General features: G+C 31.0%; 15 protein-coding genes and 1 pseudogene. 15 read left to right on the top strand and 1 reads right to left on the bottom strand.

The window, feature by feature from the left end; genetic code table 11:
• The first annotated feature begins 20 nt into the window (after positions 1-20).
• The 3 genes and pseudogenes from srlE (at position 21) to B3N22_RS21730 (ending at position 2,190) form a co-directional block, all read left to right on the top strand.
• Positions 21-974: pseudogene (gene srlE / locus B3N22_RS21740) on the top strand (PTS glucitol/sorbitol transporter subunit IIB).
• 27 nt (positions 975-1,001) lie between these two features.
• Complete coding sequence (locus B3N22_RS21735) at positions 1,002-1,367, top strand: PTS glucitol/sorbitol transporter subunit IIA (protein ID WP_021804242.1); 366 nt, start codon at positions 1,002-1,004, stop codon at positions 1,365-1,367.
• A 16-nt stretch (positions 1,368-1,383) separates the two neighbouring features.
• Positions 1,384-2,190 (top strand): SDR family oxidoreductase, encoded by an 807-nt coding sequence (locus tag B3N22_RS21730; RefSeq protein ID WP_286910502.1) that lies wholly within the window; start codon positions 1,384-1,386, stop codon positions 2,188-2,190.
• A gap of 200 nt (positions 2,191-2,390) precedes the next feature.
• Here the strand turns inward: B3N22_RS21730 and B3N22_RS21725 are convergent, their stop codons facing one another.
• Complete coding sequence (locus B3N22_RS21725) at positions 2,391-3,977, bottom strand: ABC-F family ATP-binding cassette domain-containing protein (RefSeq protein ID WP_286910500.1); 1,587 nt, start codon at positions 3,975-3,977, stop codon at positions 2,391-2,393.
• A 179-nt stretch (positions 3,978-4,156) separates the two neighbouring features.
• On the opposite strand from B3N22_RS21725, the gene yidA reads away from it, so the two are divergent.
• The 12 genes from yidA (at position 4,157) to B3N22_RS21665 (ending at position 17,881) form a co-directional block, all read left to right on the top strand.
• Positions 4,157-4,966, top strand: coding sequence for a sugar-phosphatase (gene yidA, locus B3N22_RS21720; RefSeq protein ID WP_286910498.1), 810 nt, complete (start codon positions 4,157-4,159; stop codon positions 4,964-4,966).
• 264 nt (positions 4,967-5,230) lie between these two features.
• Positions 5,231-5,554 (top strand): PTS sugar transporter subunit IIA, encoded by a 324-nt coding sequence (locus tag B3N22_RS21715; protein WP_286910496.1) that lies wholly within the window; start codon positions 5,231-5,233, stop codon positions 5,552-5,554.
• Between the two features lie 62 nt (positions 5,555-5,616).
• Positions 5,617-5,928 carry a PTS sugar transporter subunit IIB gene (locus B3N22_RS21710; RefSeq protein ID WP_286910494.1) on the top strand — a complete coding sequence of 104 codons (312 nt, stop codon included), beginning with the start codon at positions 5,617-5,619 and terminating at the stop codon, positions 5,926-5,928.
• Positions 5,929-5,990: 62 nt separating this feature from the next.
• Complete coding sequence (locus B3N22_RS21705; protein WP_286910493.1) at positions 5,991-7,337, top strand: PTS sugar transporter subunit IIC; 1,347 nt, start codon at positions 5,991-5,993, stop codon at positions 7,335-7,337.
• Positions 7,338-7,408: 71 nt separating this feature from the next.
• Entirely contained in the window at positions 7,409-8,800 is a 1,392-nt protein-coding gene (locus B3N22_RS21700) for a 6-phospho-beta-glucosidase (protein WP_286910491.1), read from the top strand.
• A 105-nt stretch (positions 8,801-8,905) separates the two neighbouring features.
• Positions 8,906-9,271, top strand: a complete 366-nt coding sequence (locus B3N22_RS21695) for a GntR family transcriptional regulator (protein ID WP_349676657.1) — start codon at positions 8,906-8,908, stop codon at positions 9,269-9,271.
• A gap of 11 nt (positions 9,272-9,282) precedes the next feature.
• Positions 9,283-9,993 (top strand): ABC transporter ATP-binding protein, encoded by a 711-nt coding sequence (locus B3N22_RS21690; RefSeq protein ID WP_286910489.1) that lies wholly within the window; start codon positions 9,283-9,285, stop codon positions 9,991-9,993.
• On the top strand, positions 9,987-10,775 hold the full coding sequence (locus B3N22_RS21685; RefSeq protein WP_286910487.1) for a hypothetical protein: 789 nt from the start codon (positions 9,987-9,989) through the stop codon (positions 10,773-10,775). Before B3N22_RS21690 ends, B3N22_RS21685 begins: the two co-directional genes overlap by 7 nt.
• A 364-nt stretch (positions 10,776-11,139) precedes the next feature.
• The gene (locus tag B3N22_RS21680) at positions 11,140-11,886 is read left to right on the top strand and encodes a nucleotide-binding protein (protein WP_073020220.1); all 747 of its coding nucleotides are present in this window, start codon (positions 11,140-11,142) and stop codon (positions 11,884-11,886) included.
• A 14-nt stretch (positions 11,887-11,900) separates the two neighbouring features.
• Positions 11,901-13,154, top strand: a complete 1,254-nt coding sequence (locus tag B3N22_RS21675; protein ID WP_286910485.1) for a nitrogenase component 1 — start codon at positions 11,901-11,903, stop codon at positions 13,152-13,154.
• On the top strand, positions 13,155-14,351 hold the full coding sequence (locus B3N22_RS21670; RefSeq protein ID WP_286910482.1) for a nitrogenase component 1: 1,197 nt from the start codon (positions 13,155-13,157) through the stop codon (positions 14,349-14,351).
• Positions 14,352-14,683: 332 nt separating this feature from the next.
• Positions 14,684-17,881: a DEAD/DEAH box helicase gene (locus B3N22_RS21665; protein WP_286910480.1), complete on the top strand. Its 3,198-nt coding sequence runs from the start codon at positions 14,684-14,686 to the stop codon at positions 17,879-17,881.
• The last annotated feature ends 129 nt before the right edge of the window (positions 17,882-18,010 follow it).

The following is an 18,010-nucleotide window of genomic DNA, read 5'->3' as shown; positions in this document are numbered from 1 at the left end:
AATCGAAAGGGGAAAGAACAATGACTTATAACAAATTGAAAATAACAAAAGGCTCAGCTGGATGGGGCGGTCCTATATATGTTGAACCTAATGAGACAAGAAATAAGGTTGTATATATAACTGGGGGATCGAGACCAAAAGAAGCTGTTAAAATAGCAGAGTTGTCTGGCTGTGAATTGGTAGATGGATTTAAAACAGGAGTTAAGGATAAAGAAATTGCTTGTGTTGTAATAAATTGTGGAGGAACTTTAAGATGTGGCATATATCCACAAAAAAAGATTCCTACAGTAAACATTATGGCAACAGGTAAAAGTGGTCCTTTGGCAATGTTCATAAAAGAAGATATATATGTTTCTGACGTTAAGGAAAAAAATATAGAAGTATTATAAAGGGAGGCAAATAAAATGGGTTTTGATACTGACAAAAAGATAAGTGAACAGAGTGATGGACTTGTAGCTAAAATAGGAATAGGGATAGGAAAAATAACATCAATATTCTTTCAAGCTGGAAGAGATACAATAGATACAGTTATTCATACAATACTACCTTTCATGGCCTTTGTTGCTACATTGATAGGAATAATTAACGCATCTGGATTAGGAAATGCTTTTGCATCATTACTTACTCCATTAGCAGGAACTATTTGGGGATTAATAATATTATCACTTATATGCTCATTTCCGTTACTTTCTCCATTTTTAGGACCAGGAGCTGTTATAGCACAAATAATAGGAGTTTTAATCGGAGTTGAAATAGGTAAAGGGAATATACCACCTCATTTAGCACTGCCAGCGTTATTTGCAATAAATGCACAATGTGCAGCTGACTTTATACCAGTAGGTTTAGGCTTAGCAGAAGCAGAACCAGAGACAGTTCAAGTAGGTGTTCCTTCTGTGTTATACTCAAGATTTTTAACTGGTGCACCTACAGTTATAATAGCGTGGTTAGCAAGTTTTGGATTATATTCTGCATAAATTACAAAATCGAAAGGAATTAATATTATGGAGTTAGTATATAAAACAGTTATAACAAATATTGGAAAAAATGCTAAGGAATTTTTCTCTCATAATATGTTCATTACTTTTAAAGGAGATGCTCCAGAGGAGCTTATAGATTATTGTTTTATTCATGATGAAAATGTGCTATACACTGATATTCATGAAAAAGATATTTTAAAGATTGATGGAAAAGCTTTTAAGATAACTGCAGTAGGAGAGGCTGTTAATCCTAATTTAAAAGAGTTAGGGCATATTACTCTTAAATTCACTGGTGAAGATGAAGCAAATGTGGCAGGTACGTTGTTTATTGAAAGTAGTGATATTCCTTCTATAGAGATAGGATCAGTTATAGAAATAGTAAGAGCATAGTAAGGAGGGATTATAGATGGAAAATAAAAGAACATGGTTGGGTATTGAAAATAATGTAGTAATAGTGACTGGAGGAGCATCAGGCATAGGCAAACATATAGCTAAACAGCTTATAGATGAAGGAGCAAAAGTTGCTATAAGTGACTTAAGTGTAGAGACAGGAGAAGGTGAAGATGGGGTCTTTAATGTAAAGTGTGATATAACTAAAAAAGATAGTGTAGAGAAAATGGTTAAAACGATCCTTGATAAATACGGGAAAATAGATGCTCTCGTAAATAATGCAGGAGTTAATTTACCAAGACTATTGGTAGATTTGAAGGGGCAAAAACCAGAGTACGAATTAAATGAAAAAGACTTTGATTTTATGGTTGCAGTTAATCAAAAAGGATTGTTTTTCTGTACCCAAGCTGTTGTAAAACAAATGCTTAAACAGAATAAAGGATCAATAATAAATATAACATCAGAAGCTGGTATGGAAGGATCAGCAGGGCAAAGTTGTTATTCAGCTACAAAGGGCGCTGTAAATGGATTTACTAGGTCATGGGCAAAAGAGCTTGGAGCATATAACATTAGAGTAGTTGGTGTTGCACCGGGAATTAATGAGCCTACAGGGCTTACTTCACCAGCATATAATGAGGCCTTAGCTTATACAAGAGGAGTAAAACCAGATCAGTTAAATACTGACTACAGTAAAGTGATTCCACTAGGAAGAGCGGGAAAGTTAGATGATATAGGTAATTTAGTTACTTATCTAATATCAGATAGAGCTGATTATATCACAGGTACAACTGTAAATATATCAGGTGGAAAATCAAGAGGATAATTTTAAATGATTAATTATTGAATCATTTAAAAGGGAAAAGAAAATGTTCAAGTTTAAACTTTATATAAATAACCTTCGGCAAAAGGTTAAAAAGAAACGGAAAATTTCTTAAACAATACAAATGAATTAAAACAAATCTTTCCCCAATTAGATTATAGCATAAAATTAAGCGAGCAGATTACTGCTCGCTTATCTTTATATTATTTTTTCCACTCTAAGTATTCATCGTAAGACATTTGCTTATCTATGATAGTTCCTTCAGGAGTTACTTCAATGATTCTGTTTGCTATAGTTTCTATAAATTGATGGTCATGAGATGTGAATAATAAATTACTCTTATAGTCTCTTAAACCATTATTTACAGCAGTTATAGATTCAAGATCCAAGTGGTTTGTAGGTTGGTCTAAAATAAGTACATTAGCACTTGATAGCATCATTTTAGATAACATACATCTAACCTTTTCTCCTCCAGATAAAACTTTAGCTTCTTTAAGAGCTTCGTCTCCAGAGAATAACATTCTTCCTAAAAATCCTCTTAAATAACTTTCAGATTTTTCATCAGAATATTGTCTTAACCAATCAACTAAGTTTAGATTTACATCATTAAAGAACTGAGAGTTGTCTTTAGGGAAATATGCTTTTGTTATAGTTACTCCCCATTTGAAATCTCCAGCATCTGCTTCTAATTCATCCATAAGGATTTTAAATAAGGTTGTTATACCTATTTCATCACCTACGAAAGCTATTTTATCTCCTTTGTTTACAAAGAAGTTTACATTATCTAATACTTTAACTCCATCTATAGATTTAGTTAGTCCTTCAATTCTAAGAATATCATTACCAACTTCTCTTTCAGGTTTAAAACCAACGAAAGGATATCTTCTGCTAGATGGTTGAATGTCATCTAAAGTTATTTTATCAAGAAGTTTCTTACGAGAAGTAGCTTGTTTAGATTTAGAAGCATTGGCACTAAATCTAGCTATAAATTCTTGTAACTCTTTTATTTTTTCTTCCTTCTTCTTGTTTTGATCCTTAGACATTTGTAATGCAAGTTGGCTTGATTCATACCAGAAATCATAGTTACCTACATATAATTTAATCTTACCAAAGTCAACGTCAGCCATGTGAGTACATACTTTGTTTAAGAAATGTCTATCATGGGATACAACTATAACTGTTCCTTCAAAGTTTATTAGGAACTCTTCTAACCAGTTAATTGATTTAATATCTAAATGGTTAGTAGGCTCATCTAGGATAAGTATACCTGGGTTTCCGAATAAAGCTTGAGCTAGTAAAACCTTAATCTTATCTCCACCAGTAAGTTCTGAAACTTTCTTATCGTGAAGATCTGTAGTAATTCCTAAACCTTGTAATAAAGATGAAGCATCAGATTCTGCTTCCCAACCATTTAGGTCAGCAAATTCACCTTCAAGTTCAGAGGCTTTTATACCATCTTCGTCTGAAAAATCTGGTTTTGCATAAAGCTCATCCTTTTCTCTCATTATTTCATAAAGTCTTTCATTTCCTCTTATAACAGTTTCAAGAACAGGGTATTCATCATATTCATAATGGTCCTGTTTTAAAACGGACATTCTAATATCCTTTGGAATAGATACATCTCCTGTATTAGGTTGAACATCACCAGATAAAACCTTTAAAAAGGTACTTTTACCTGCTCCATTAGCACCTATAACTCCATAACAGTTTCCAGGAGTAAATTTGATATTTACATCTTCAAATAGTTTTTTGTCGCCATATCTTAAGCTTACATTAGTTACTGTAATCAATACTTCTCATTCCTTTTCATTTATATTTACGCTATCCGCAATAGTATAACATAATAATTGAAAATTTTCATCAAATAATTAATGGTAGAATTAAATTTCATCATATGAAAACTACTTGGTATTTTTAAAGAGCTATGTGATAATAAAACTAGTTTCTATAGTATATGGGGAGGTAATTTATGTATAAATTAATAGCAATGGATATGGATGGAACTCTTCTAAGAGATGATAAAAGCATATCTGAAAGAACAAAAAATGCAATAAAAAAAGCCAAGGAAAAAGGTGTAAAAGTCGTATTAGCTTCAGGTAGATCTATAGATGGAATATATGGATACCTTAAGGATTTAGATTTAATATCTGATGGAGATTATGTATTAAGTTATAACGGAGCATTAATTCAAAATACTGAGACAAAAGAAATAATAAACTTTAAAGCTCTATCTGGAAAAGATGGAAAGATACTTCGTAAGGTTAGTAAAGATGTGGGAGTTAACATATTAGGAATATCATTGAAAAATGGTTTATTTACTCCTAAAAATACAAGATATACTCAGCAAGTAGCTGATAGAAATTGCCTAAAGCTAACAGTAAAAGAGTTAGATGAAGTGGACGAGGATGATGAAATAGGAAAGTTTATGATGATTGATGAGCCAGAAGTTTTAAACAAGGCTATAGAGTTGCTTCCTAAAGAGTTATATGAAGAGTATAGTATACTTAGAAGTAATGTTGCCTTTTTAGAATTTGTGCACAAAGATTGTAATAAAGGTGCTGGAGTAAAAGCTTTAGCAGATTATCTAGGAATAGATAAAAGCGAGGTTATCTGTGTTGGAGATGAAGGTAATGATAAACATATGATTGAGTTTGCTGGATTAGGGGTAGCTATGGGGAATGCAACAGAAGAGATTAAATCTATAGCTCAGTATGTTACATTATCTAATGAAGAAGATGGAGTAGCACAATTAATAGAAAAGTTTATATTAGAAGATTAATATTTTTAGGATTGGAGCAATAATTGTTCCAATCCTATTTTTATGTTAAAAAATGTTAATTAATAACCTATGTGAAAAATAGAGTATTAGAACCTATAAGTATAAGTTTGGATTAAAATTTCAAGTTATATTATGAAAGACTAAATAATCTGAAACTTTAAACCTAAAGCGGATGAAAATGTTGTCATGAACTAAAAGATTTATTAGAATGAGGTGAATGAAGTGAATAAATGTAGATTTGAAGGGAAATGGAGGGAGTAATTAATGACTGAATTAGAAATGGTAGTAATGAATCTAATAATAAATGCTGGAGATGCAAAAGCTAGCGCATATGAAGCACTTGAAAAAGTAAATGAAGGTAAATACGAAGAAGCAAATGAACTAATGGAAAAAGCAGATGAGGCTCTAGAGGTTGCACACAATGCTCAGACAAACTTACTACAAAAAGAAGCTGCTGGAGAGAAAACAGAGATAGGGGTGTTATTTGTACATGCTCAGGATCATTTAATGACTGCTATAAGCGAAAAAAATCTTATTGGGCAGATCATTGAATTGAGAAAGCTTGTTAATACATTAGTTAAAAACTAATTTTTATTAGTTTATATATAAATATTTATCTAAAATAAGTTTTGGAAGGTGAGGTGATAGATATGATTAAAATAACATTATTTTGTGCTGCAGGAATGTCAACAAGCGTTTTAGTTGCAAAAATGCAAGAAGCAGCAAAAGTAAAAGGTATCGAAGCAAGGATAGAAGCATTTCCAGAATCAACTATGTCTAAGAAATTAGAAGAAGGTATAGATGTGGCTTTGTTAGGTCCACAGGTTAGATATAAATTATCAGCAGCTAAAAAACTTTGCTCAACAAAAGGAGTTCCAATTGATGTGATTAATTCTGTTGATTATGGAATGATGAAAGGGGACAAGGTTTTAGATTTTGCATTAAAAATGTTAGAAAAATAAAAAAATAGCAATTATAGAAACTTAACTATTAAAAAAATTATTTACTCAAGGAGGATTTAAAAATGGACAAATCTTCAAATTTCTCAGAAAAAATAATAGAAGGTGTAATGAAATTTGTTAGTTTAAAAGGTGTAGTGGCAGTAAAAGAGGGTATAATGTATACGTTGCCTCTTACATTGATAGGGTCAGTTTTCTTACTGCTTGCTCAACTTCCTATACCAGCATTCAATAATTGGATGGTAGATCAATTCGGAAAAAATTGGACTGCTCCATTATTACAAGCATATAATTCAAGCTTTAATATTTTAGCAGTGTTTGCTGTATTTGGTATAGCATATATATATGTTAAAAATGAAGATTATGAACCAGTAGCAGCAGGAATAATAGCAGAAGTTGTATTTTTCTTAACTTTAGATCAATTTTCAAGTGTAACAGATCCTACTACTAAGGCTGTAACAACAGTTACAGGGGTTATACCTAGAACTTGGCTAGGTGGTAAGGGTATGGTAGCAGCTATCATAATTGGTTTAATTGTAGGTTGGGTATATACTTGGTTTTTAAGAAAGAAGATAACAATAAAACTACCAGATGGTGTTCCAGCAGGTGTTTCAAACCAATTTGCAGCTTTAATACCAGGATTAGTTATCATTGTTGGAGCAACAGTAGTTTATCAAGTTTTTAAAGTTGCTTTAAATACTACTTTAATTGAATGGATATATAAAGTTCTTCAAACTCCACTTCAAGGTTTCTCGGATTCGTTTGTAGGAGCGATTGTATTAGGATTCCTTGTACCATTTTTCTGGTGGTTTGGAGTGCATGGATCACAAATAGTTGGAAGTGTATTTACAGCATTGACAACTGCTAATATGGCAACCAACCAATCAATAATAGAAGCAGGAAAAGAATTAACAATAGCAAATGGAGCAACAGTAGTTACTGAACAATTTAGATCTTTATTCCTACAACTTGGTGGTTCAGGATTAACTTTAGGATTAGTATTTGCAATGCTAATTGCAGGAAAATCAGCACAATCAAAATCATTAGGTAAAATAGCTTTAGTTCCAGGACTATTTAACATTAATGAACCCGCTATATTTGGTTTCCCAATAGTAATGAATCCATTAATGTTTGTACCTTTTGTTGCTGCACCAACAGTAACAGCTATTATTTGTTATTTAGCTATAAAGACAGGTATGATACCACCATTTTCAGGGGTAACAGTTCCTTGGACAACTCCGCCTATAATATCAGGCTTACTAGTTTTAGGTTGGAGAGGTGCACTGATGCAAACTATTATTATGGTAATTTCAACAGCTATATATTTCCCGTTTTTTAAGAAGCAAGATGCTATAAATGTTAAACAGGAACAAGATGCAGAAACGGCAGTTTCTGATTCTGTAGAAATGTAAAAATTATATATCTATTTTAATGGCAAGCTTAATTAGCTTGTCATTTTCATAAATAAGAAGGAGGAATAACAATGGGAAAGAATAAAATTAAAATAGTTACAATAGGTGGAGGATCAAGTTATACCCCAGAATTAATTGAAGGATATATTAAAAGAAAAGATGAGCTTCCTATAGGAGAAATTTGGCTTGTTGATATTGAAGAGGGAAAAGAAAAGCTAGAAATAGTAGGAGCAATGGCTCAAAGAATGGTTAAAGCAGCAGGTCTTGATTGGAAGGTTTATTTAACATTAGATAGAAGAGAAGCCTTAAAAGATGCGGATTTTGTATCAACGCAATTCCGTGTGGGACTTTTAGATGCAAGGATAAAAGATGAAAGAATTCCTTTAAGCCATGGGATAATAGGACAAGAAACCAATGGAGCTGGTGGGATGTTCAAAGCTTTCAGAACTGTTCCTGTGATTCTTGATATAGTGGAAGACATGAAAGAATTATGTCCCAATGCTTGGCTTATAAACTTTACAAATCCATCAGGAATGATTACAGAAGCAGTTATTAGATATGGTAATTGGGACAAAGTTGTAGGTTTATGTAATGTTCCTATATCAGCTAGAAAGCTTGCTTCAAATGCTTTAGAAAAGAAAGAAGAAGATTTATACTTTAAATTTGCTGGATTAAACCATTTCCACTGGCATAGAGTTTGGGATAGAAAAGGTAATGAACTAACAGCTGAAGCTATTGAAGGTTTATATGGAACAGAAAAAGACTTCATGCAAATGTATAAACCAGAACATGCTAAAGAGCAAGAAAAATTAGGGGTTGCTAATATTAAAAATATATCTTTTATGTCTCAACAAATAAGAGACCTTGGAATATTACCATGTTCATATCACCGTTATTATTATATAACTGATGATATGTTAAAAGAAGAATTAGAGGACTTTAAGGATAACGGTACAAGAGCTGAGGTTGTTAAGCGTACTGAAGAAGAATTATTTGAACTTTATAAAGATCCAAAGCTTGACTATAAACCAGAACAACTTATGAAACGTGGAGGAGCATATTATAGTGATGCTGCTTGCGAAGTAATCAACTCTATTTATAATGATAAAAGAACAGATATGGTTGTTAGTACAAAAAATAATGGAGCTATAAAAGATTTGCCAGATGATTGTGTAGTTGAAGTATCTTCTATAATCACAGCAGCAGGTCCTCAACCAATAGCATGGGGAGATTTTAAACCAGCGGCATCAGGAATGCTTCAAATAATGAAGGCAATGGAACTTACAACTATTGAGGCAGCTGTAACAGGAAATTATGGAACAGCACTTCATGCTTTCACAATCAATCCATTAGTTCCAAGTGGAAAAATAGCTAGAGAATTATTAAATGAAATGTTATTAGCACATAAAAAACACCTACCACAATTTTCTGAATCTATAAAGGCAATTGAAAAAGGAGAATAACAATATGTTAAAGGCCACAGAATTTTCTGTGGTTTTTATTTTTAGAAATACTTGACAATTTATTCACGACTACTGTACTATTTAATTAATACAGTAGGCGTGGAGGTGAAAGAAATAGATTTTGAATTTAATAATAGAGAACCAATATACCTTCAAATAGTTAATTATATAAAAAAGAAGATAATCTCAGAGGAACTAGAGATGGGAGAAAAACTAGAATCTGTAAGAGAGCTAGCCAGTAGATTAAAGGTTAATCCTAATACTATACAAAGGGTGTATGGGGAGCTTGAACTAGAAAGACTTATATATACTCAAAGAGGGCTAGGTAAGTATGTAACTGAAGATAGAGCGATAATAGATAAATTAAAGAAAGAGAACGCAAAAGAACTTCTAGAATCCTTTATAACAAATATGAAGGAACTTGGCTTAAACAAAGAAGAAGTAGTGAATCTAATTAATGAGAAGTTTTAGGGGGAGAATTTATGAGTAATATTTTAGAGATAATGGGATTATCAAAGGCATATGGTCAGAAGCTAATACTTAAAGATATTAACTTATCTTTAGAAAAAGGGAAAGTATTAGGGTTATTAGGACCCAATGGATGTGGGAAAACAACTTTACTTAATCTTATAGAAAGTTTTCTAAAACCAACCCAAGGAAAAATATTAATTGATGAAATAGAAGCTGGTGTAGATACAAAAAACTTAGTTGCAATGCTTCAAGATAAAAATATATTTAGTAGATGGATGAGGGTAAAAGACGGAGTTGAGTTTTATAAGGATTTTTTTGAGGATTTTGATGAAATAAAAGCTAAAAACCTACTAAAAACTCTAGGAATTGAAGAGAAGGATAAAATTAATAACTTATCTAAAGGAACTTATGAGAAGTTTGCGCTTGCACTTACCTTAAGTAGAAAAGCAAAACTATTTATATTAGATGAACCTTTATCAGGGGTAGATCCTTTAGCTAGAGAAGAAATACTTGATATTATTATAGATAATTTAGATGGTGAAGTTTCTATGATAATAACTACCCACCAAATATATGAACTTGAGAGAATACTAGATGAGGTAGCCTTTTTAAAAGATGGCAACATATTTTTAAAAGAGGAAGTTGAAACCTTAAGAGCTAAAAATAGAGCTTCACTAGATGATATATATAAAGGGATTTATAAGGGGGAAAAGGTATGTTAAATCTATTGAAACATAATTTTAAAGAGGTTAGATGGTTTTATTTTTGGGAGATAGTTATAGTAACATTAATGGTTTCATTTATGATATGGAATAATAAAAGTACTATAAATGAAAATGGAGTGAGCTATACAATTGGTATGGGTGTGAACGAGTACAGAAATATGCTAGTGTTATTTTCAACCTACATTATGATTATTCATTTAGGGTTTAATATAGTAATTACCAATATTCAATTATCTGATAGAAAAAGCAAACTGTTATTTTTAACCGATATTTCAGGTAAGAAGTTCATTTTATCTAAAATAATTGAGTTTGGTATAGTTCAATTACTAACTAGCATACTAGGATTAATAATTTCTTTAAGATTAATTGTAATATCAAATGAGTTATGGAGGGTTTTATCTGAAGTTTTAAATTATATAAGCCTATTTGATTATAGTCTTATAATATATATAGTTTTACTAATCTCTATCATATTAATAAGAACTAAGCTAAATGGCGTCCTGAGTTCATCTTTACTGGGAATTGGAATAACTATACTAGTAATGTATGTACTTTTTAAGTTTAATTTTCATATACTACAGGATTTGAATTTGGGAACTATTTCAATTAAGATGGAGAAGTTTGTATATAGCGTAGGAAAAATGCTTAATATGGGTCAAAGTATTTTGGGTTGGAGAATAAGAATAAACGTATTCTCAGCTCTAGCTAAATTAGGAATATTAGCAGGTACTTTTATTTTAGCTTCAAAAGCAATAGATAAAAAACTTGATGTGGTTTAGGAGAAGAAAACTATTAAATGCAGGACAATCGGTATTTGGATTGGAAATACATATAAATATATTTTCAATAATAGTCAAATTAGGATTGTTATTAGCAGCCTTTTTTTATGTAGCTAAGATAATTGATAAAAAATTAGATATAGCATAGAATATGTGAGTCATGGCGTTTTGCTATGGCTTTCTTTTTATACATGAGAATAGAGTATGCTTTAGAAGTATAAGAGCTTATTATATGGGTTTAAATAATAGTCCATCATATATTTAATATTAATCCATTTTCATAAAAGAAACTCTATTGATATAATTTAAGAAACTAATTGAAAATAATTATCGATATCTAATTGTATCATTAATGGAGGAGAAAATGAAGAGAATAGCTATATATGGTAAAGGTGGAATAGGAAAATCCACTACTGTATCTAATATATCTGCTGCTTTGGCGGCTATGGGTTATAGGGTTATGCAGATAGGGTGTGATCCTAAGGCGGATTCTACAAGAAATTTAACTAATGGGGAGTCTATTCCTACAGTTTTAGAGACTTTAAGAACATTAGGAAATAAACCCTTAACTTTGGAAGATTTAGTTTTTGAAAGTAGTTCGGGGGTTTTATGTGTTGAAGCAGGTGGTCCAACTCCTGGTATAGGTTGCGCTGGAAGAGGTATAATAACTGCCTTTGAAAAACTTAAGGAATTAAAAGCTTACGAAACTTATAATCCCGATGTTGTAATATATGATGTTTTAGGTGATGTTGTGTGTGGCGGTTTTGCAATGCCAATAAGAGGTGGATATGCTGATGAAGTTTGCATAGTTACATCTGGAGAGATGATGTCCTTATATGCAGCAACAAACATATCACATGCAGTAAAAAACTTTGGAAAGATAGGATATGCAAAGCTTAAAGGGCTAATTTTTAATGCTAAGAATTTTGAAGGTGAAAAAGAGTTAGTTGAGAAGGCAGCAGAAGAAATCGGTGCGGATGTTTTGTTTCATGTAGAGAGAAATGGAGCAGTGCAAAAAGCAGAGGGAATGGGAATGACTGTTGTACAAGCTTTTCCTGATAGTGATATGGCAAATGCTTATAAAAAACTTGCAGGGTTGTTAATAAGTTAAGATTGAGGTGAAATATGATTACAGAGGATTATTTAAGTCGATTAAATAGACTTTCATATATAGATAGTGATAAAGCAATAAAGTCAGGGACAACTGCAATTTATCCAGGAACACGTTGTCCTATAGCTCCAGTTACCAGTATTGTTAATGAAATTGAGGATGCATATATGCTTGTAGTAGGTACTGCAGAATGTACTTATTATAATAAAAATATATCAATACAGGAAGAAAAAACATTAAGACAAAATAAGGTATGGTCTTATTCTATGAATTCAAATGAAGTAGTTTTTGGCTGTAGAGATGGTGTTTATGAAGCATTAAAGACAATTAAGGAATCAGTAGAGTCAAAAGTGATTTTTTTAGTTTCTGCCTGTGTTCCTGAGATGATAGGAGAAGACTTTGAAAGCATTGTAGATGAAGCTGCTTTAGAGCTCGATTTAAAAGTTATATATATTAATGGAGCCCACTTTAAGTGCTATAGTGCTATGCCAGCTGAAAAAAATACTGTTTTAGCTTTATGTGACTTAATAGAAAAACAAGCTATAGAAGAGAAAAGCGTAAATATTATTGGGAGCAAGTATTCTTTAATAAAAAATAGTGAGATTATAAAGCTTTTAGAAAGCAAGGAAATAAATATTAATAGTTGTATCCCATTTGATTTATCATTAGATAAACTAAAAACTGCATCTAAGGTTAAGCTTAATATTGTCACTGATTTAACTTACCTACCTATAGCCAAAAGGATGCAGGAGGATTATGGGATACAATATATAATATTCAATTATAGCTTAGAGTTTGAATGTATAAAGAAAGCTTATTTAGAGATAGGTGAAGCTCTAGATATAGATATAGCTAAAGAGGTTCAAGGGTTATATGAAGAAGCTGCTAAAACATATGTACATGATTTTAGAGGGAAAAGTTTTGGGACAGGATATTTAGGGATAGATAGTTTTGGGCTTAATCACCTTCTTACATCTTTAGGAATGAAGCTAGAATACATGGAGATAGAATACTATTTTGAAGAAAATGAGTCTTTAAAAAATAAAATATTAGAATCAGGCAACAACCCATTTGTAGGTAGAAGTTTTGATTATTTAACTTTAAAAAATATCCTAAAGGATAAAGAATTAGATTATTTCATTGGAGCAGTTTTAGATAATAAAAACGCAGGAAATACAAAAATCATAACGCCCTATATGGTGCTTGCAGGAAAATTAGGATTTGAGGCTCCATTGACTTTACTTAAGGCTATGAAGGAGGAGTTATAAATGGGATTATATAAATATTATTCTATACCTTCAGACAGAATGGGAGCATTATGGACATTGTTGTCTATAAGAGGTGCATGTATATTAGAACTTGGTACAGCAGGAACAACACGTTTTGCCTTAAACAATTTTCATAAAATGAAGGGAGTACAAAACGGTCAATTATACACCACTCACTTAGATGAAAATGATATTGCCATGGGCGATGTAAGCAGAATGGATAAGGCTATTGATGATATAGTAAATGAAGGTCTTGCAACGAATATATTCTTAATGTCTTCCACAGTATCTTCTGTAATAGGAATTGACTTAGAAGCTTATAGTTATATATACAGCGAGAAATACCCTCATATTAATTTTATTTATATTTCTAATGATGGATTTAAAGGTGATTGGACTTTGGGTGTAAAAAATGCACTTGAAATCTTAGTAGCTCACATACCTAAGGAGGTTAATAAAAGTGAAAACTTCACCTATAACATTATTGGAGCCTGTGCTGATGACTACAATTATGAAGTTGACTGCATGGAAGTAGATAGAATAATGAAAGATGGCTTTAATGGAGAAAATGTATGTACTCTTACTTCAAATACAAGCATAAAGGAAATAGAAAATATGGGAGCTGTCCATCTTAATATTGTAATGAGAAGTGAAGGTGAAGAAGCAGCAAAAGTATTGGAAAGAAATTTTGGCACTCCATATGTAATGGGTAGACCTTATGGACTTAAAGGAACTTTTGAGTGGATTAAAAAAATAGAAAAAGCAGCTAAGATTTCTATTAATAAAGAGTTTGTGGAAAATGAAGAGAAATTATTAAAAGAAAAAATAGATGAAGCTTCACTAGTTCTAAAAAATAAATCTATTTGTCTAAGTGGTCATTATGATGTTGTAAGAGGTATTAGAGATTTCCTGAGAGATGAAATAGGGATAAATATCAACAATATATGGTGCTCGTCACCTTCTTTATCTACAGAAGAGGTACCCTTTTATGAAGAAAGAATATGGGAAGAAATAATCCTTAAAGGGGATTATGATATCCTTATGGGGAATGGAGTAGTAATTAATATAGGTAAAGAAAACTGCAATAAACTTCAAATTGATTTGCCTAATTTGGTTTATTCAAGAGGTGAACAAGTTAACAATCCTTATGTGGGCTTTAAAGGTGCTTTGTGTATTTTAAATAAATTAATAAAATAATATTGTATTTTAGAATTAAAAACTATGGGATTTTCTCATAGTTTTTTGTTTTTTTATTATAATCTCATGTTTTTAGTCTTTTAAATCGATATATATATATATAAGAATATTTGTACACTTGTACAATTGTACAGGTGTACAGTTTTTTTCAAAAACAAATGTACAAATGTACAATTGTACAAAAAATTAATTTTACAATCGTAAGATTGTACAAGTGTACAGCTGTACATCTGTACAGAAGTTTTTAAAAGGGATTTTCTTCGGAGGTTTTTTATTTTAGGAATAAATAGGTTATAATGTAAGTATTGAATTTTTAATTTATGAGGTGGAGTATGAGTGTAGGCGAATTAATAGGGATTTTAATAGATAGGACTCCAACATATTCTATAAAAAAAGCAACTGTGGTTTATAATGAAGGATATATTGTGAATAGTGCTTTTGAAAGTATTGATGATGGTTATTTATTGCGTGGAGAGATATTATCACAGGATTTAATAAGCACATATAAAAGCTCCATTACATTAAATAGTGTAATATGGTCAGTTAGAGATACTAGTTGTACCTGTAAAGACTTTGAGAAAAATTCATCTAAAAAAAGTTATAGATGTAAGCACATAAATGCACTTCTTTTATCTGCTTTATTTGAGTGTGATGAAGAAGGTAATTTAGAAGATCCAGAGGAAAACTATGAAAGGTATCTAAAGGAAAAGTCCTCGACCCAAGAAGAATTTTTATTAGCTTTTTCAGAGGGGATAGGGCGGAATATTAAAGAAGTAGTTAATATAGTTCCAGAGTTTGATATTGATTCAGAGTACTTTACTATTTGCTTTAAGATTGGTAGAGAAAAATTATATGTATTAAAAGAAATTAGGGAGTTTTTTAATGTATTTGAGAATCAAGGAGAAATGAATTTTGGAAAAGAATTCACCTTTGATGGGAAAAAACATATTTTTAGTGAAGAGTATTTAAGGTTTTTAGAATTTTTAATAACAGAAGTTCGTAGTGAAACCTCATTAATGAGGGAACAAAGCTCTTTTAGAAATAGCATAATTAGAGGCAAACATATAATATTACCTATATCTAAACTCCATGAGGTGCTAGAAATATTAGAAGGCGTTAAGGTTTTTAGTAGAGTAAGTGATTATTATAAGTTGAGAAATATATTTTCTAAGGAAGTACCCTTGAAATTTTCTATTATAGAAAGTGATGAAAATTTAATAATAGAAGACAAGGCTTATCCTAAAGTGTTGGGTTCAAGTTTTCAGGTTATGGTTTATGAAGATGATTTTTATTTACCTCCTTATAAACAGAGAACTGATTACAAGTATTTAAGAAAAAAGATAGATAAATCTATAGAGATAGATAAAAAACATAAACTAAAGGTTTTAGAAAATATAGCACCATTTTTAACTAGGATTACTTCTAAGGTAGAGATTCAAGAAGACATTAGAAGAGACATAATAGAAGAAGATCTTAAGATAGATTTTTATTTGGATAGAGATAAGTATATAACTGTAGAGGTTTTATTTAGATATGGTGAATATATAATAAATCCAATAGACCCTAAGGAGTATAATAAATTTATAAAAAGAGATAGTTTAAAGGAAAAAGAGGTTCTTGAGGTTTTATCTAGCATGGACTTAAGAGCTAAAGATAGAAGTTTTTATTTACAAGGAGATGAAGAGAAGGAATTTAATTTCTTGAAGTTTGGAACCAATACATTATTAACTTATGGAGATGTTTATTATTCAGATAATATAAAAAACAAAGGAATAATAAAAGAGTTTAATATAAAGGCAGATATAAAAGAGAAAATAAATTATTTCGAGTTTAACTATTCTGTAGGAAATTTGTCTCGTAAGGAAATAAAAAGAATACTTGATGCCATAAGAAAAGGTAAAAAGTTTTATAAAATGGCTAAGGGAGAGTTTATTGATTTAGAGAACCAGGAATTAAATAAACTTTTAAGACTGTTAGATGGAATAGGAATGGGCGGGGGTATTGATGAATTAATAGAAATACCTAAAAATAAAGCCTTAATAATAGATGCCTTAGTTAAAGATAATAGGGTTGAATTTATAGAAGGTTTAAATTTCATAGAAGATATGAAAGAGAAAATAACCTCCTTAAAGGATTATAAAGTTGAAATTCCAGAGGGGTTAAATGCCACCCTAAGAGAATATCAAAAAGTGGGTTATAGATGGATGAAGTCTTTAGAGTATTTGAGTTTTGGAGGAGTATTAGGAGATGAGATGGGATTAGGTAAAACCCTTCAAGCTATAACCTTTATTTTATCTAATAAAAATACTAAAACTCTAATAGTTGCACCAACCTCACTTATATATAACTGGAGAGATGAGTTTAATAAATTTGCTCCACAGTTAAAACTTGAGATATTAAGTGGTCTTCCTGAGGAGAGGGAGAGTAAGCTTAATAATATTGAGGATGTAGATGTTATAATAACCTCCTATGGAACCTTAAGAAGAGATATACAACTATATAAAGAAAAGAAGTTTAATTATTTCATTATAGATGAGGCTCAAAATATAAAAAACGCATCTTCATTAAGTGCTAAATGTGTAAAAGAGATAAAGGCCGACTTAAGATTTGCATTAACAGGAACACCTATGGAGAACTCTTTGGTGGAGTTATGGTCTATATTTGACTTTTTAATGCCTGGATATTTATATAGCGAGGAAAAATTTAAGGAGCTTTTTGATAAGGATGAGGAGAGTATTAAAAAGTTAAGCATGTATATAAAACCTTTCATATTAAGAAGAAAGAAAAAGGACGTTATATTAGAACTTCCAGATAAGATAGAAAAAAATATAATTGTTGATATGAAAGATGAACAAAAGAAAGTATATAAAGCTTATGTTGATGACATAAGAGAAAAGATGGAAGAGGAAATAGATAGATCAGGAATAAGTGTGAAGCTTTTATCTTATTTAACTAGGATAAGGCAGATTTCCTTAGATCCTTCATTAATAATGGCGGACTATGATGGAGGAAGTGGTAAACTTGAAGCACTTCTTGAGATAGTACAGCAAAGTATAGAGGAAGGTCATAAAATACTTGTATTTTCTCAATTCACTTCCATGCTTAAAATAATAAGCAAAGAACTAAAAGAGAATAAGATAAAACATTATTATTTAGATGGCGCTATGAAAGCTAAAGACAGAATAGATACTGTAAATAAGTTTAATGAAGATGACACACCAGTATTTCTTATATCCTTAAAAGCAGGGGGGACAGGACTGAACCTAACAGGTGCAGATTTAGTAATACACTTTGACCCTTGGTGGAATCCTGCTGTTGAAGATCAAGCCACAGATAGAGCTCACAGATTTGGGCAAAAGAATATAGTAGAAGTAATAAAGCTTATTGCAAAAGATTCTGTTGAGGAGAAGATAGTAAGACTTCAGGAGAATAAAAAAGAGTTAATAAATAAGGTCTTAGAAAATGGACTGGACAGTGGTCAGATTTTAAAAAGCTTAACAGAAAAAGAGTTGTTAGAACTATTTACTTAGTTATATGGAAGGTACTTCATTTAGGTTTAATGAAGTACCTTTTAATTATTGTAACCAATAATTAAAAAATAAAATAGAATATTATAAGTGAATACCTACTATATAGAACTATCGGTGTAAATAATAAAA

Origin of the sequence: Clostridium sp. UBA1652 (genome assembly GCF_002320975.1) — a bacterium.
In the GTDB taxonomy this organism is placed as follows: Bacteria; Bacillota; Clostridia; order Clostridiales; family Clostridiaceae; genus Clostridium_T; species Clostridium_T intestinale.
This window is presented reverse-complemented; position numbering and strand designations above follow the sequence as displayed.

What these genes read in the sequence shown, in the direction of transcription:
- B3N22_RS21735 (WP_021804242.1), top strand. Translation starts at nt 1,002, where the DNA reads ATGGAGTTAGTATATAAAACAGTTATAACAAATATTGGAAAAAATGCT.
- B3N22_RS21730 (WP_286910502.1), top strand. Translation starts at nt 1,384, where the DNA reads ATGGAAAATAAAAGAACATGGTTGGGTATTGAAAATAATGTAGTAATA.
- yidA (WP_286910498.1), top strand. Translation starts at nt 4,157, where the DNA reads ATGTATAAATTAATAGCAATGGATATGGATGGAACTCTTCTAAGAGAT.
- B3N22_RS21715 (WP_286910496.1), top strand. Translation starts at nt 5,231, where the DNA reads ATGACTGAATTAGAAATGGTAGTAATGAATCTAATAATAAATGCTGGA.
- B3N22_RS21710 (WP_286910494.1), top strand. Translation starts at nt 5,617, where the DNA reads ATGATTAAAATAACATTATTTTGTGCTGCAGGAATGTCAACAAGCGTT.
- B3N22_RS21705 (WP_286910493.1), top strand. Translation starts at nt 5,991, where the DNA reads ATGGACAAATCTTCAAATTTCTCAGAAAAAATAATAGAAGGTGTAATG.
- B3N22_RS21700 (WP_286910491.1), top strand. Translation starts at nt 7,409, where the DNA reads ATGGGAAAGAATAAAATTAAAATAGTTACAATAGGTGGAGGATCAAGT.
- B3N22_RS21690 (WP_286910489.1), top strand. Translation starts at nt 9,283, where the DNA reads ATGAGTAATATTTTAGAGATAATGGGATTATCAAAGGCATATGGTCAG.
- B3N22_RS21685 (WP_286910487.1), top strand. Translation starts at nt 9,987, where the DNA reads ATGTTAAATCTATTGAAACATAATTTTAAAGAGGTTAGATGGTTTTAT.
- B3N22_RS21680 (WP_073020220.1), top strand. Translation starts at nt 11,140, where the DNA reads ATGAAGAGAATAGCTATATATGGTAAAGGTGGAATAGGAAAATCCACT.
- B3N22_RS21675 (WP_286910485.1), top strand. Translation starts at nt 11,901, where the DNA reads ATGATTACAGAGGATTATTTAAGTCGATTAAATAGACTTTCATATATA.
- B3N22_RS21670 (WP_286910482.1), top strand. Translation starts at nt 13,155, where the DNA reads ATGGGATTATATAAATATTATTCTATACCTTCAGACAGAATGGGAGCA.
- B3N22_RS21665 (WP_286910480.1), top strand. Translation starts at nt 14,684, where the DNA reads ATGAGTGTAGGCGAATTAATAGGGATTTTAATAGATAGGACTCCAACA.